Raw genomic sequence first — 13,846 nt, forward strand, 5'->3', positions numbered from 1 at the left:
AAAAAAAGCGTGAAGCTTGGACGAACTACGAATGTCCAAGCTTCACGCTAAAATTGAAATCTTGCATGCCCGCCGTCTGCTATGCCTTCAATGCGCTCCAGCTCCAGCAGCTTGCGCTTCATCTCCAGACCTCCGCGAAAGCCTGTCAGCTTGCGGTCCGCTCCAACAATTCGGTGGCAGGGCAGCAAAATCGGAATCGGGTTGGCGCCATTCGCAGCACCGACAGCCCGTACTGCCGTAGGCCGCCCGATGGCAGCCGCAATGTCGCCATAGGTTCGAGTTTCACCGTAAGGCACCTGGCCAAGCGCGGTCCATACTTGCTGCTGAAAGGACGTCCCGATTAAATCGAGCGGTATGTCAGCAAACGAGCTGCGTTCCCCGGCAAAATAACGCTCCAGCCATTCCACAATGCCTGTCCGTCTAATCGCCTCTGCATCTTCCCGCGGCTCCTTGCCAGGCGCTGCTTTGTTCATCCAATTGCGCCAGCCTTCCAGCTCCTCATGCGGGAATATTACACGGCACAGCCCCCGCTCGGTTGCAAGCAATAGCCACCTTTGATTGGCAAGCTCCAGCTCCATCCACATCATATCCGTTCTCATCAGCTCTCGTCCTTTCCTATCCCCTGTTATGAAAAAGAAACCCACAGCCTAAACGCTCCTAATCCAAGCGTCCAGTCTATGGGCATCCGTCTATGCTAAATGTACCGGCATTTTTTGAGCAAGCTCAAATATCGTTTGATTTCTTAGATGCTCCTCCATCTTCCCCTCAGCCGACACCATCACTTGTTGAATTAAACAAGTGGAACTATGATTCAGCGAGCAATCAAACAAGGAGGCGGTGCCTTCGATGGCATGAATAATATCCAGAAACGATATTTGTTCCCAATTGCGCTTTAGCTTGTAGCCTCCATTGGCGCCTGAAGCGGATTCAATCATGCCCGCCTTAACGAGCTTGGTCAATATTTTGGACAAATAGGTAGGCGATACTTGCTGCCTCTCTGCCAATTGCTGAACGCCAACCGGCTTATCCGGGCTGGTCGCCACAAGAAACAGCATCGTATGCAGAGCATAGTTAGTAGCTTTTGAATATTTCATGCGGGTCATTCACCTCAATACAAGACTTCATTTATCTATATTAGCGGTTATTAGCTTAGCTAGTCAAGCTTGACGGGTGACTAAAAAGCAGGCATCAGCCTTTAAAAATGACCGTGAATTTCACGCCTTTCTCGGTATTTTCAACCTGGTACTCGCTTTCATGGAGCTCCAAGATCCGTTTCACAATAGAGAGTCCCAGTCCCGTGCCTCCTGTTCGCCGATTGCGCGAGCTTTCGACGCGGTAAAAACGCTGCCATATTTGCTCCAGTTTTTCTTCGGGAATCGTATCGCCAACATTTTCTATAGAGAACATCAACCTGCTCCCTCTGCCCTCAATCTGAATTGTAATGTCGCTGTTTTCCTGTGCGTGCTGAATCGCATTGCCTATGAAATTTGATAGCACATGCTTCATCCACCTCGCGTCGGCATGCAGCGGGAGCTCATTGCTCGTCATAACGGTAGCTTCAAGCTGCTTGTCTTGCAGCATATGGACATAGTTTCCCGTCACATCCTCAAGCAGCTCGCTAAGCATAAATGTGCTTTTTCTCAGCTTGAACGTATCGGATTGCAGCGTGGCCAAATTGAGCATGTCCTCCACAAGCATTTCCATGTTCTGCGCTTCCTCCACAATCACCTTTAAATAGTGATCCTGCTTACCGGCTCCTACGCCATCCTGCAGCCCTTCGCTGAAGCTTTTCACAATACTAAGCGGCGTTTTCAGCTCATGAGAAGCATTTGCGAAAAACTCCTGCTGAGCCTGTTCCATCCTTTGCTTCTCCGCAATATCTTTAACAAGCTGCTGATTCGCCTTCTTCAGATCTCCTAATGCAGTATCCAAGCTGCGTGAAAGCGTATGGAGGCTGCTTGATAAGCTTCCCAGCTCATCGTTTTGCCGTATCGGCTCATGCACGCTGAAATCAAGCTGCACCATTCTTTTGGCCGCATTGTTCATCGAAATAAGAGGACGGGTAACCATTTTTGAAAAAAAGAACGATAGAATGATGATGAGGATAAATCCCCCTACACCTAAATAGACGTAAAACCAACGCAAAGCTTCATTCGTTTCGCCGATTTCCTGCAGAGAGGTGACGGAAAACAGCAAATCCACTTCCCCCGATTGCTGCTCAACGGGATAAATCATGATCGAATTGCGAACACCTGACCATGTTTGAGTCCACTTTTCCTCTACAACCTCCATGTTTTCGAGCTTTTCCTTCCGCTCGTCACTGAGTGGAAACCACTCGCTGATCGCATCCAGCAAAATGCCTTGCCGCGTCGTATACGTCCTCGAAACAGGTTGGATCAGTTCAGTGACCACGCCGGAAACCTTCTTATACTCGCCTCCAATCGTCACATTGGAGGTGTAGCCTACACTTGGGCGGCCCGTTTTGTGAATGCTTAACGGATACAGCACCTGATTCATCGCTTCTGTCCCAGGCTCCATCTCTCCTTCCACCGTTACAACATTCCCGGACTGAATGCCGGCTGCCCGGAATTCCGTTTCATAGCTATTCAAGAACAAGGACAAGGGAACGACATATAAACTTTGATCATCCGTTTTTAATGTAATGTGATATGGATCATCCATTCTCACTTTGCCGTCCAGCGTTAAAATAGCGAGCTGGATTTTATTTTGAAGCATAAAACGGGCAGCCTCATTGGACGTTTTGCTGGAGCTCCAGCCGGTCTGGGCATAGTTCTGGGCAAATTTCGCCAGCTGCTTTTCATTGCCGCTTATTTTCTGATTTTCATAAAATTGATCAAACAGCAGCAGCTGACAGAGGATCACCATGCCGTAAAAACAAAGAAAAAAGACAACGGTCATAATGAACAGCTTAAAAGTAACTCCCCGCTTTCTCATGGCTCCTCCTCAAATTTATAGCCCGTACCAATAACGGTGCGAATATGCCGAGCCTCAAAGCCGAGCTTGCTCCGAAGCTTCTTAATATGGGAATCAACGACACGGGAATCCCCTTCAAAATCCATCCCCCAAATTTGGTTCAAAATGACGTCTCTGCGCAAAACTATCCCTTTATTTTTAATTAAAAACAATAACAAATCGTATTCTTTAGGCGCAAGCACCACCTCAGTGCCGTTTACATCCAAGCGGTGAGCGGTCAAATTAAGCATCGCATCGCCAAATGTTAAAATATTCGGCTGCAGCACGACGCTGCCCTCCACCCGTTTCATCAAGGCGGCTGCCCGCGCCAGCAGCACCTTAGGACTGAAGGGCTTCGTTACATAATCGTCCGCCCCTAGCTCAAACCCCATAATTTTATCTTCATCGCTTGATTTAGCCGTCAATAAAATAATCGGAATAGCCAAGGTACTCCGTACTTGGCGGCATACCTCGAAGCCATCCAATTGCGGCATCATAATGTCGAGAATGATCAGATCGGGCTGCACAGTGCCCAGCCAAAGCAGCGCTTCCTTGCCATTTTCCGCCTCAAATACGCGCCAGCCGCTCATCTTGAAATAATCGGCTATCACTTCCCGAATCAAGCTTTCATCTTCAACTAGCAATAACGTTTTATTCATTATTTGAGTTCCTCTTCTATCCATAATGATCCTTACTTTAACAATCGACTATGGCTTTTATGTGCCCAATCCGCTCAGAGCAGATCGATCATATCTATTATACCCAATCTATTTTGAGGAGATAGGGCATGCTGCATAACCTTATAGCAAAAAGAACGAAGCAAAGCTGCTCTTCCAAAGGGAAGAAGCGCCTTCGCCTCATTCTTTTTTGTCCACCCTTAACCTTCTTGCTAGTCAACTGGCTTTCTCATTAGCTGCTTTAGCCTTTCTTGGCCAGATCGTATAACTAAAGCTGATCACAAAATCGATGCCGAGCACCCATGTCCACCACTCCATGACTTGCCTTAAAGCCGCTGTCTGGGACGGCTCGTTAACCATTATAATCATGCCATACAGCACTGCACATCCAATAGCCCAAGCAACGAGATGGCGAAGCCAGCCTAACCGCTCATTGCGGGCATGCTCTTCACCCGTCTTCGCTTTCTTCTGTGGTGCAGGGCCTCCGGCAAAGCGATGGGCAAACTGCGCATCTGCCCAACGGATCATCGCATGCCCATATGCGATCGAACAGCCGATATATATGGCAGCAAGCCCGTGAACGAAGCTCGCCTCTGCCCCGCCACGAAGATGAATAACTGTAGCGGCAAGCAGCACCAGATCAATGACAGGGGTGCAGTACAGCAGAAACGCTCCCAGCTTAGGGGCGCGCAGCATATAGCGGCTAACCAGACCAGCGAGCACAAACACCCAGAAAGCCATTTCACAGCCAATAATAAACACGGCCATTGTATCCTCCACCTTTTTTAGCACGAATGTATTATTTAAAATCCGTTGTTATTATAGCTCAATTGTATTAAAAAAACAACTGCGCTATAATACACTCATGCCAAAAATAGTCGATCACAACAAACGAAAAGAAAAAATCGCTGAAGCCGTGTGGCGCATTATTATGAGGGAAGGGCTGGACAGCGTCTCCGTACGCCGCGTTGCCGATGAGATGGCCATGTCGCTAGGAGCCATTAGACATTATTTTGTTTCGCAGGACGAGCTGCTGGTCTTTTCCATGCAGCTTGTTTCACAGCGTGTCAATGAGCGCATACAAGCGCTGCCTTTTACCGGAATGGTTCGCCACGATATGGAGCTGATCATCTGGGAGCTGATGCCGCTTGAGGAAGTGAGTATGCAAGAAGCGCTAATTTGGCTCGCCTTCGCAGGAAGGGCGTCCGTAAGCGAAGCGATACGAGCGATAAGCCTCAGCACCTATGAGGAAATATACAACGGCCTAAGAAGGTCGTTAGAGCATCTTATTCAGCAAGGCGTAACGATAGCAAATATAGATGCCGAATACGAAACGGCAAGGCTTCATGCCCTGGTGGACGGGCTTGTCGTGCATGGCGTCACCTATCCACAGCGGTTCAGCAAGGAAATGATGAAAAGCATCGTTAGCCGGCATCTCGATACACTGATGAAAATTCCCTGAATATCTGGATGTTTTCAAAAAATAGGAGCTGGCCAGTTGGCGAGCGCCTTGTATAAAAAGCTCGTCCTCGGTTAATGTGTCAATTCATTCCAGCCAGCGCTGCTCCTCTTTCCGGAATAAATCTCTAAGCTCAGACAGGGAATAGGCACTGTACCTCTCGTAAAAAGATTGGTACAGGCCACCGAGCTGGTTCCATTTGTGATCTGGAGATGGCATAATGACACGGCGCCTGCTTGCTCAGCCCTATCCCAGCCCATAACCAGACCAAGCCAGCCCAGCTGGGAGGCGATTATTTCAGCCGGCGTTTTATCCACGTCCGGTATTCTGTCATCTTTTTGACCATTGCTGCTTTCATCAAACTCCTTGTCGAGCAGTAAATAATTGGAGTGGATAGCTTCCAACAATTCCTTTTAGGATGTATATTCATTGCTCGCCACACTAACATCCCTCTTTATCATTTCGGCTATATCACATCCGTGTACAATGATAAATTAAAATTCATACCCTTTCACCTTCGCATAAACACAAGTATTAGCAAGCTCGCCTGTCTGCTCACGGGCGGACTTTCGCAAAATGCCCTCCAGCGTAAAACCGGCCCGCTCCGCTACCCGCGCACTGGCGTGATTCATCTCATTACAGCGAATTTCGATTCGGCTGGCTTTCAACTCTTGAATGGCAAAGGTGGTAATTCCATTTACCGCCTCCGTCATCAAACCTTGGCCGGAACGCGACGTTCTCAGCCAATAGCCGATTTCAAACCTCCGCACATCCCAGTCAAATCGGTGCAATCCGCTGCTGCCGACAAATTCGCCCGTCCGCTTATCAAACAAATGCAGGGGCAAATCGGTTCGCTCCAAAAAATTCAACCTAGCCTTCCTTACATAAGCTTCCGATTGCTCTACAGTAGGCATGGTTTGTGCAAATGGCATCCACGGCTTCAACTGGTCCAGGCTTTCACCAATCGCCTCATTGCTAAAAACACCGTCCCCCCACTGCGGAGCCCGAATGAGCAAGCGCTCGGTTTCAAACGATTCAGGGAAAGAAATTAAAATTGGATTTTCGCTCATTTCTTACAGCACCTCCTGAAGGATAATGAAATAAATTTTTTATAGTATAACGGTGATTCCATAATTTTACCAGCCTATTCTCGCCAGTGTTCCCCTCTATTCCTTTATGAGCCTATTAATCTATAAAACAATCAATTGTCTCGTTACAAACACTAGATTCGCCTCATATATTATCTTATGAAGTGGAAAGGGGAAATGCATATGCCTAACATCGAAAATTCACACCGTTCTGGTGGTAACCGTAGTGGCGGCAACCGTACCGGTGGCAACCGTACTGGCGGCAACCGTACCGGTGGCAACCGTACTGGCGGCAATCGTACTGGAGGCAACCGCACTCGCGGTAACCGTTCCGGCGGCAACCGTACTGGCGGCAACCATACTGGCGGCAACCGTTCCGGCGGCAACCGTTCCGGAGGTCGTTCTGGAGGCCGTTCCCGCGGAATCCGTTAATCGCCAAACGGCTTTGCTCCCTTGAGCAAAGCAAAAAAGACAAGAAGAGCTGCGCCTATGAAGGCCCAGCTCTTCTTGTTGATTAAATTTTACTCGCAATACTCTGTGTTACCTGCGACAGCCGTATGGATGCAAGCTTATCCTCCATCGCCTGCTGCGCTTCAGCAAACACCTCTTCCAGCGACGACTGGATGTTTCGTCCAGTCGGACAAGCCGGATTCGGCTTATCATGAATCGCAAACAATTCCTCCTGCGTCTGCGATTGAACTGCCCGATAAATATCGAGCAGCGAAATTTCGTCCAGAGGACGGGTAATGCTCGCTCCAGCCACTCCCGGACTAGTCTGTACAAGACCCGCTTTCGCCAGCATCCCGATGATGCGGCGAATGACAACCGGGTTCGTATTCACACTGCCTGCAATATGGTCGGACGTCAAACGCTCGTCCTTATCCAAATCCAGCAGGCTCATGATGTGTATGGCTACTGCAAACCGATTGCTAGTCACGATGACCACCCTGCTTTCTATTCGACAAATGCAACCTGCCCGTTCGAAAGTGAAGCAATTCTTGCCAGCGACTCCACTCGGTATCCCAGCTCAATCAATCGTTCTCTGCCCGGCTGGAAAGACTTTTCAATGACGATGCCGATTCCTGCAACTTTGGCTCCAGCTTGCTCTACGATGCGCGCCATGCCAAGTGCCGCCTCCCCATTGGCCAGAAAATCATCGATGACGAGAAACACATCGTCCGCCTGTACAAACTTGCGGGCAACGCTAACCTCGCTCTCCTCCTGCTTCGTAAAGGAATATACCTTATGCGTGTATAAATCATTTTGCAGCGTCAATGACTTGCGTTTCCGGGCAAAAATCAGCGGAACGTCCAGCTTCATTGCCGCCATCACGGCAGGCGCAATTCCTGATGATTCAATCGTTAACACCTTCGTCACGCCCGCAGCAGCAAACAGCTCTGCAAGATACTCCCCAATGGCAAACATCAATTTCGGATCAATCTGGTGATTCAAAAACGAATCTACTTTAAGCACCTGCTCGCCTAGCACGATGCCCTCTTCTCTAATCTTCTGCTTCAAAAGCTCCATCTGTCATACTTCCCCTTCCAAAATGCTGCCACGTTCCTGAGAGGCCAGTTCATACAAATACGTCCTGCTCAGCTTGACGACCCGCCTGTTTGCCCTGCGAATGACGACGGAAGCATCATCCCATGCTACGACGATGCCAATGACGTCATTCATCTCCAGCCCATCGCGGACAACGCGCACTTTCTCTCCGCTGATTCGGAACTGATCCAGCAATTCCTCACTAACCATGCACGAACGCTCCTTCCCTTAAGCCGCACTCCCCGTATATGGTGAAAAAAAACCTCAATAAACTGTAGAAACGTTTATTGAGGCTGATATATGCTATTGATCTGCGTATGCCTTAGCCAACATGTTCCTTGGAATCATTCGTTTCATACCACTCATCCAATACGCGCGAGGACATGACACGCTTGCCAATGTACTCGGCTTGACGCTCGCTAAACGGCTCACGCCATTCCAGATCCAGCTCTTCAAACAGCTTCACGATCGTAAGCAGCTCTGACCATGCTACATATCTTTTGTACCAGAAAAATTGCGGATGCTCAATCATATAAGGGTACAAATCATCAAATTCCGTATGTTTGCAATCTAATGCACGCTCAAAATGATTTTTCGCATCGGATAATTTGACATCCATGAATTCTGCTGACCAATTTCCCATTATTTCTGCCTCCCCTCGATCACTTACGTTTTATTATAAGCCAATTTCACTTGCGGGGAAAGAGCAATTGTTCTGGAACATCTTACTCAAATGTAATTTGGCCGCCTTCAAGCGACGAAATGCTGACGAGCGATTCCACTCGAACTCCTTGCTCCCGCAGCGTGCGCGAGCCTGCCTGAAACGATTTTTCCACGACAACACCCATGCCCACAAGCTTTGCGCCAGAGCGCTCAATAATTTTGAGAAGTCCTCGTGCTGCATCGCCATTGGCAATAATATCATCAATAAATAGCACCCTGTCTTCGCTTGTCAAATATTGCTTGGATACCATAATATCGGTAACCATCCCTTTCGTAAAAGAAGGGACACGCTCGCAATAAGCGTCATTATCAGCGATTAGCGTCTTTTTGCGTCTTGCAAAAACAAGCGGTACGCCAAGCACATAAGCAGCTGCAAAAGCAGACGGGATGCCTGAAGATTCTATTGTGATGACCTTCGTAATTTGCTCCCCAGCGAAGCGGTTTGCAAACTCATGGCCCATTTCCATCGTTAATGCAGGATCGACCTGGTGGTTGATAATAGAATCCAGCCTAAGCACATCCGTTGACAGTACCGAAGCCTGTTCCAAAATTCGTTGTTTTAAAATATCCATCGTATGCCATTCCCCCCACCAAAAATTCCTTTTGGATAACTTACCATAGGTATAGCCAGCAGCGCAATAAGAAACGCATAACTTGCCTCCTCGTTTCCGCCCATAGGAATTAATGGGGCATTTCCCCAACTTTTTTGCCCCTTAACAGAAACTTTTTCCCAATATCATCCGTTTTACCTTATAGTAGAATAAAAGCATCATCCAATGATGACAAGCGAGGAGCGCTGCAAAGTGACGAACACGAAGAAATCACCTTATCAACTTGCAAAATATGCCGCAGTTATAGCCATTGCCGTTGCAACAGCAGGCTGTCAAAGCATGGCCGGGCCAAGCGAAACGGCTCAAAGCGCAAGTACTCCCTTGACAGCTGACCAGCTGCTCACTCAATCGGACAGCCCGCAAAAAACCTATTTGGAAAACGTTCTGGAGCAGATGCAAACGCCTGTGCAAAATCATGCCGTTGAAGATAATGTAGATGCCAGTACCGAAGTAAATGCTGCAAACGGCTTATCGAGCAATAAAACAACACCAGCCAAAACAACGGATGAAGGAAAATGGAATGCCGCCAAGCCGGCACTTCTCGGGCTGGCAATCGGCGATTCCAAAGCAGCCATGACGAAGCTTTTTGGCACCGCGCTTGATTCCTACACGCTGGAGGAAGAACATCAGGTTAAAATTGAAGTCCACGAATATGATGGCTTCGCTATTGGCCTGAGCGACAAAAATACGATTCAATACATCGAAGTGTATGATAAAAAAGTAAAAACCGGACTGAGCGGCGTTAAAATCGGCGACCATTCCAAAACAGCCGTTAAGGCGCTTGGCAAACCTACATCACAAAGCGGCTTTATTATTGCATACGAGGGAACAAAGACGCTGCTCAAGCTCGATCTTGATCCCGATTTAAGCGAGATTGTGTCCATCAAGCTGCTTGCCCGCAGCTAATTTTAGTAATCCCCGGTCAGCCACAACACAATTAAAGCAACGAGCAAAATCGGAAACGTAAACAGCAGCCCATATTTTGTATACTCCCGCCATGAAACCTTTACGCCGCCCTGACTCAGCAGTTGCAGCCACAGCAGCGTAGCAAGCGAACCGATGGGCGTAAGCTTCGCCCCAATCGCCGTTCCTAGCAGGCTGGCGTAAGGCAAATAATCAGCCCCATTTACCTGAGTAATCGCAAGCGACGAAATGAGAACCGCGGGCAGGTTGTTAATAGCGGCCGCCAGCAGCGCAAACAACAGTCCCGAACCAAATATGCCAGCCATTGGCGAGCCGCTGGAAGCCGCAGCAATCAAGTCCGGAAACCACGCTACAGCCCCATGCACATGCAAACTGTACACAACCAAATTCATCGCCAGCGCAAATACGATGATGAGCCACGGTGCCCGCAGCACCGTCTGTTTGGCATCCACTTGTTTAAAAATAGCTGACGCCACCCCATGAAGCCCTGCACAACCAAGCGCAATCACACAAGCTGGAAGCCCGAAATGCTCCGACATCAAATAACCGGCCATCATAATGACGATAATGGCCCAGGAAAGCCTGAACAGCGTAACATGGCCCAGAACGGTTGCAGGCTGCGGAAATACGTTTGGCATGTCGCCCCTGCTCTTGTCATTTTTAATGATCCGGCCGAAATACGTTAAGGTAACTGCAATGGTCGCGGCAATTGCCGCAAGTCCAGGCAGCAGCATTTGCGAGGCATATTGATCAAAAGGAATATGAAAAAAATCGGCCGTCAATATATTCGTCAAGTTGCTCATCATCAGCGGAGCGCTTGCTGTATCCGCCATCAGCCCGATTCCGAGCAAGTAGGCGAGCCTTCCTTTACGGGACAGCTTCAGCAGCGCGGTTACTTCGAGCACAATCGGCACCATAATCAAAATCGTTCCATCGTTGTTGAAAAAAATCGTAATTCCCGCAGCAAGCAGCGACAGCATCGTAAACAGCAGCAGCGGCAGTCGGTTAAAGCGATGAACAATATGCAGCGCCGCCCAGCGGAAAAAGCCATTTTGATCCAGCAAAGACGTAAAAATCATTATGCCAATCAATGAAAAAGTCGCATTCCACACAAATCCCCAGATGTATACGACATCCTCCAGCTTTAGCAGCTGCAAAACAAATAAAATAATAGCTCCGGCAAGCGCAATTAAAGCTTCATTCATGCCTCTTGGCTTCACCAGTATAAGCGCCAGCGTGATAAGAAATACGATAATGGAAATAATCATAGTCATAGCCTTTATGCCAACCCGCCTTTGGTCAGATGAACTTGCAGTCATGCCCGTCCCGTTTTGGACATACCTTCTATAAAGCATGTGCAGAAGAGTTCGGAAACGGGGGAAGGGCAAATCATGATAATGAAACGAACAGGTAAGGTGCTGCAAATTGCATCTACCTATATGGGTACTGTTGTTGGAGCCGGCTTTGCGACAGGGCAGGAAATTTTACAATTTTTCACCCGTTTCGGCTATTGGGGGACGCTGACGATCGCTTTAGCGACCTTCCTCTTCATATGGCTTGGTACCAAAATGATGCTAATTGCCAGCGATATTCGCGCCAAATCGTATGAAGATCTGAATAAAGCGCTGTTTGGCGAGCAATATGGCCGTTGGATCAGCCACTTTATGTTCGTTATTTTGCTCGGTGTTACCGCCGTTATGCTAGCTGGAGCCGGAACGATTTTTTATGAAAATTGGAATATCTCTTATCAAACCGGCCTGCTCATTACGATTGTCGGCTGTTATTTCCTGCTGCGCAAAGGGATGAAGTCGATTTTGATGGTCAATGCGATCGTCGTTCCCGTCATGCTGCTGTTTACCATCCTCATCATTGTTGATACGTTTAATACACCAGGCGCCGGGCGCTTTATCTCGCTAGCCAGCGATCATTCGATCTGGGCCGCATGGGCCGCCCCTTTCCTTTATGCCGCCTTCAACCTCTCGATGTCCCAAGCGGTGCTTGTCCCGCTCGGGGCCGAAATCCGCGACCGCAAGGTAATCATCATCGGCTCGTGGCTTGGCGGCATTGGCATCGGTTTTATGCTGCTTGCCGGCCATATTGCTTTGTCCGTACATATGCCAGGCATTCAGCAATATGCCATTCCGATGGGAGGCATCGCCAAGCAACTTGGCCATAGCGTGCAATTTATTTATGTATTCCTGATTTTCGCCGAAATTTTCACCACCCTGATCGCCGACATTTACGGCCTTACCCTCCAGCTGCAGGAGCGGCTGAAATGGTCACGTTCCATTATTACAACGATCATCCTGCTGTTCTGCTATATGGCAAGCCAGATCGGATTCGGGCCGCTGCTATCCACTCTTTACCCGATATTCGGGCTGATCAGTCTCGGCTGGCTGTATTTAATTATCCGCAAGCGAATGGGCCGGAGCGAGGCTTAGGCAGCTTCTGCCCTTGGCCTTCTGCTCCAGCCCACTCCGAAATGACAGCATTTGATTATTCCGCTTGACGCAGCGTATTGACGTACACTTTTTTCAACTGCGCAATAACCCGTGTCAACGAATAAACCTGCTTTGCTTTATCCCAGCCTGAACGCGCCAAGTTGTAGCGATAAGAGGAATCCGTAACCAGCTTCTCCAGCGCCTCAGCCAGTGCAATCGGGTCCTCTGGCGGTACGAGCAATCCATTGACGCCATCGTCAATTTGCTCCGAAATGCCCCCGACATTCGTTCCGACAAGCGCCAACCAGCAGAGCGCGGCCTCGGCAAATACGGAACCGAACGCCTCCGCCCGCGAAGGCAGCACGAAAATATCAAAAAACGGCATAAATTCCTCAGGATGCAGCATGTAACCGTAAAAAATAATATCGTCATATAAATCCAGCTCGACTGCTAGCTGCTCCAGCTCAAGGCGAATCGGCCCATCCCCAATAATATGCAGGACGAAGGGATGTCCCCTGCGCTTCAGCTCGGCACAGCCATGAAGAAGAATGTCAATGCCTTTGGCCGGCACTAGGCGGCATACAGTAATGAGCTGCGGAACTTCATTTTCATGGGCAATCGGCTTAAAGCGCTTCTCATCAAATCCGTTCGGAATGACCTTAATCGCCGCTGCGTCCAACACATAAGGAGAAATATACGTGCGGAATGATTCCGACACCGTCAGCAGCTTGTCAACACGTGCTTCCAGCTCGCCGTAAATAGCAGTCAAAAATTGATGCACCTTGCCATTCTCTTCGATCTTGCCATTCAATATTAGCTCGCGTTCATAGCTGGAGTGAATCGTCATCATGACGGGCGTGTCTGGATAAAGCTGCTTCATAACCAGCGCCGCAATCGGATGATGCGCATGAATAATATCATAGGACTTCTTCAGCCGCAGCTTCGTCCACCAGACGTAATCGCGGTACGTTTGAATATATTTATCGACAAGCGGATCCCCTTCAAAAGCATGGTAATCGAATGTTTCGAATACCACTTCCTCCTGCCCTTTTCCTCTTACTCGCTTCGGAATCGAGAATAGCTCCATTTCCCATCCCATTTGCTGAAAGCGGTCCTGAATATAAGGAATCATGGAAGAAACACCACCCGGCTGCTCCGGCGGGAAAAATAAAGCTTGTAAGATGTTCATAACTTCAATCTCCTCCAAATTTGCGCTCAAAGCCTCAATTACCCGTATTCGATTGCTTGCAACGGATTACACATTTTGGGCAACGATGCCGATACTACTTATATTGGCGTTGTTCATCTGCCATCAAACATGATATAGTAGAACATATGTTTCTGTAAAGAAGACGAATGTTGACAAGCGCAATTGTTTTTCAAATTTTTATATTTTGAGCATATG

General features: G+C 48.5%; 18 protein-coding genes. 4 read left to right on the plus strand and 14 right to left on the minus strand.

The annotated features are described in order from the left end of the window. Positions 1 to 47 precede the first annotated feature (47 nt). From BBD42_RS29175 to BBD42_RS29195, 5 genes are all read right to left on the minus strand, one after another. Positions 48 to 599, minus strand: a complete 552-nt coding sequence (locus BBD42_RS29175) for a methylated-DNA--[protein]-cysteine S-methyltransferase (RefSeq protein ID WP_099521864.1) — start codon at positions 597 to 599, stop codon at positions 48 to 50. Between the two features lie 90 nt (positions 600 to 689). Continuing rightward, positions 690 to 1,094, minus strand: a complete 405-nt coding sequence (locus tag BBD42_RS29180) for an Rrf2 family transcriptional regulator (RefSeq protein WP_099521006.1) — start codon at positions 1,092 to 1,094, stop codon at positions 690 to 692. Between the two features lie 94 nt (positions 1,095 to 1,188). Then, positions 1,189 to 2,955 carry a sensor histidine kinase gene (locus BBD42_RS29185; RefSeq protein ID WP_099521007.1) on the minus strand — a complete coding sequence of 589 codons (1,767 nt, stop codon included), beginning with the start codon at positions 2,953 to 2,955 and terminating at the stop codon, positions 1,189 to 1,191. Next, on the minus strand, positions 2,952 to 3,632 hold the full coding sequence (locus BBD42_RS29190; RefSeq protein ID WP_099521008.1) for a response regulator transcription factor: 681 nt from the start codon (positions 3,630 to 3,632) through the stop codon (positions 2,952 to 2,954). The genes BBD42_RS29185 and BBD42_RS29190 overlap by 4 nt, the downstream gene beginning before the upstream one ends. Before the next feature lie 234 nt (positions 3,633 to 3,866). Beyond that, positions 3,867 to 4,418: a hypothetical protein gene (locus tag BBD42_RS29195; protein WP_099521009.1), complete on the minus strand. Its 552-nt coding sequence runs from the start codon at positions 4,416 to 4,418 to the stop codon at positions 3,867 to 3,869. A gap of 163 nt (positions 4,419 to 4,581) precedes the next feature. On the opposite strand from BBD42_RS29195, the gene BBD42_RS29200 reads away from it, so the two are divergent. Further along, positions 4,582 to 5,112, plus strand: coding sequence for a TetR/AcrR family transcriptional regulator (locus BBD42_RS29200; RefSeq protein ID WP_237163272.1), 531 nt, complete (start codon positions 4,582 to 4,584; stop codon positions 5,110 to 5,112). Between the two features lie 71 nt (positions 5,113 to 5,183). Here BBD42_RS29200 and BBD42_RS32925 read toward each other — a convergent pair whose 3' ends face one another. Both BBD42_RS32925 and BBD42_RS29210 read right to left on the minus strand, forming a co-directional pair. Continuing rightward, complete coding sequence (locus tag BBD42_RS32925; protein ID WP_481855904.1) at positions 5,184 to 5,513, minus strand: ClbS/DfsB family four-helix bundle protein; 330 nt, start codon at positions 5,511 to 5,513, stop codon at positions 5,184 to 5,186. A 90-nt stretch (positions 5,514 to 5,603) separates the two neighbouring features. Continuing rightward, entirely contained in the window at positions 5,604 to 6,179 is a 576-nt protein-coding gene (locus tag BBD42_RS29210) for a GNAT family N-acetyltransferase (protein WP_099521011.1), read from the minus strand. Between the two features lie 244 nt (positions 6,180 to 6,423). Between BBD42_RS29210 and BBD42_RS29215 the strand changes: the two genes are divergently transcribed. After that, on the plus strand, positions 6,424 to 6,654 hold the full coding sequence (locus BBD42_RS29215; protein WP_172455667.1) for a hypothetical protein: 231 nt from the start codon (positions 6,424 to 6,426) through the stop codon (positions 6,652 to 6,654). A 57-nt stretch (positions 6,655 to 6,711) separates the two neighbouring features. On the opposite strand, the gene BBD42_RS29220 is transcribed toward BBD42_RS29215, so the two are convergent. From BBD42_RS29220 to BBD42_RS29240, 5 genes are all read right to left on the minus strand, one after another. Further along, positions 6,712 to 7,137, minus strand: a complete 426-nt coding sequence (locus BBD42_RS29220; RefSeq protein WP_099521865.1) for an Rrf2 family transcriptional regulator — start codon at positions 7,135 to 7,137, stop codon at positions 6,712 to 6,714. Between the two features lie 14 nt (positions 7,138 to 7,151). After that, positions 7,152 to 7,724 carry a xanthine phosphoribosyltransferase gene (locus BBD42_RS29225; RefSeq protein ID WP_099521012.1) on the minus strand — a complete coding sequence of 191 codons (573 nt, stop codon included), beginning with the start codon at positions 7,722 to 7,724 and terminating at the stop codon, positions 7,152 to 7,154. Between the two features lie 3 nt (positions 7,725 to 7,727). Next, positions 7,728 to 7,952, minus strand: coding sequence for a hypothetical protein (locus BBD42_RS29230; RefSeq protein ID WP_099521013.1), 225 nt, complete (start codon positions 7,950 to 7,952; stop codon positions 7,728 to 7,730). 112 nt (positions 7,953 to 8,064) lie between these two features. Then, on the minus strand, positions 8,065 to 8,385 hold the full coding sequence (locus BBD42_RS29235) for a hypothetical protein (protein ID WP_046229684.1): 321 nt from the start codon (positions 8,383 to 8,385) through the stop codon (positions 8,065 to 8,067). Between the two features lie 82 nt (positions 8,386 to 8,467). Then, positions 8,468 to 9,037: a xanthine phosphoribosyltransferase gene (locus BBD42_RS29240; protein ID WP_056041884.1), complete on the minus strand. Its 570-nt coding sequence runs from the start codon at positions 9,035 to 9,037 to the stop codon at positions 8,468 to 8,470. Positions 9,038 to 9,268: 231 nt separating this feature from the next. On the opposite strand from BBD42_RS29240, the gene BBD42_RS29245 reads away from it, so the two are divergent. Then, positions 9,269 to 9,982, plus strand: coding sequence for a hypothetical protein (locus BBD42_RS29245; RefSeq protein WP_150131617.1), 714 nt, complete (start codon positions 9,269 to 9,271; stop codon positions 9,980 to 9,982). Between the two features lie 2 nt (positions 9,983 to 9,984). Here the strand turns inward: BBD42_RS29245 and BBD42_RS29250 are convergent, their stop codons facing one another. Further along, entirely contained in the window at positions 9,985 to 11,274 is a 1,290-nt protein-coding gene (locus BBD42_RS29250) for an ArsB/NhaD family transporter (RefSeq protein ID WP_172455668.1), read from the minus strand. A 123-nt stretch (positions 11,275 to 11,397) separates the two neighbouring features. Here BBD42_RS29250 and BBD42_RS29255 point away from each other — a divergent pair, with 123 nt between their 5' ends. After that, positions 11,398 to 12,441 (plus strand): YkvI family membrane protein, encoded by a 1,044-nt coding sequence (locus BBD42_RS29255; RefSeq protein ID WP_099521866.1) that lies wholly within the window; start codon positions 11,398 to 11,400, stop codon positions 12,439 to 12,441. Positions 12,442 to 12,496: 55 nt separating this feature from the next. Here BBD42_RS29255 and BBD42_RS29260 read toward each other — a convergent pair whose 3' ends face one another. Beyond that, complete coding sequence (locus tag BBD42_RS29260) at positions 12,497 to 13,630, minus strand: glycosyltransferase family 4 protein (protein WP_056041890.1); 1,134 nt, start codon at positions 13,628 to 13,630, stop codon at positions 12,497 to 12,499. Between the last annotated feature and the right edge of the window lie 216 nt (positions 13,631 to 13,846).

The organism is Paenibacillus sp. BIHB 4019 (assembly GCF_002741035.1).
Classification (GTDB): domain Bacteria; phylum Bacillota; class Bacilli; order Paenibacillales; family Paenibacillaceae; genus Pristimantibacillus.

Coding starts and splice junctions, on each gene's coding strand:
- BBD42_RS29180 (WP_099521006.1), bottom strand. CDS start 1,094: ATGAAATATTCAAAAGCTACTAACTATGCTCTGCATACGATGCTGTTT.
- BBD42_RS29255 (WP_099521866.1), top strand. CDS start 11,398: ATGAAACGAACAGGTAAGGTGCTGCAAATTGCATCTACCTATATGGGT.
- BBD42_RS29210 (WP_099521011.1), bottom strand. CDS start 6,179: ATGAGCGAAAATCCAATTTTAATTTCTTTCCCTGAATCGTTTGAAACC.
- BBD42_RS29175 (WP_099521864.1), bottom strand. CDS start 599: ATGAGAACGGATATGATGTGGATGGAGCTGGAGCTTGCCAATCAAAGG.
- BBD42_RS29230 (WP_099521013.1), bottom strand. CDS start 7,952: ATGGTTAGTGAGGAATTGCTGGATCAGTTCCGAATCAGCGGAGAGAAA.
- BBD42_RS29195 (WP_099521009.1), bottom strand. CDS start 4,418: ATGGCCGTGTTTATTATTGGCTGTGAAATGGCTTTCTGGGTGTTTGTG.
- BBD42_RS29240 (WP_056041884.1), bottom strand. CDS start 9,037: ATGGATATTTTAAAACAACGAATTTTGGAACAGGCTTCGGTACTGTCA.
- BBD42_RS29185 (WP_099521007.1), bottom strand. CDS start 2,955: ATGAGAAAGCGGGGAGTTACTTTTAAGCTGTTCATTATGACCGTTGTC.
- BBD42_RS29225 (WP_099521012.1), bottom strand. CDS start 7,724: ATGGAGCTTTTGAAGCAGAAGATTAGAGAAGAGGGCATCGTGCTAGGC.
- BBD42_RS29235 (WP_046229684.1), bottom strand. CDS start 8,385: ATGGGAAATTGGTCAGCAGAATTCATGGATGTCAAATTATCCGATGCG.
- BBD42_RS29200 (WP_237163272.1), top strand. CDS start 4,582: ATGAGGGAAGGGCTGGACAGCGTCTCCGTACGCCGCGTTGCCGATGAG.
- BBD42_RS29190 (WP_099521008.1), bottom strand. CDS start 3,632: ATGAATAAAACGTTATTGCTAGTTGAAGATGAAAGCTTGATTCGGGAA.
- BBD42_RS29260 (WP_056041890.1), bottom strand. CDS start 13,630: ATGAACATCTTACAAGCTTTATTTTTCCCGCCGGAGCAGCCGGGTGGT.
- BBD42_RS29250 (WP_172455668.1), bottom strand. CDS start 11,274: ATGACTATGATTATTTCCATTATCGTATTTCTTATCACGCTGGCGCTT.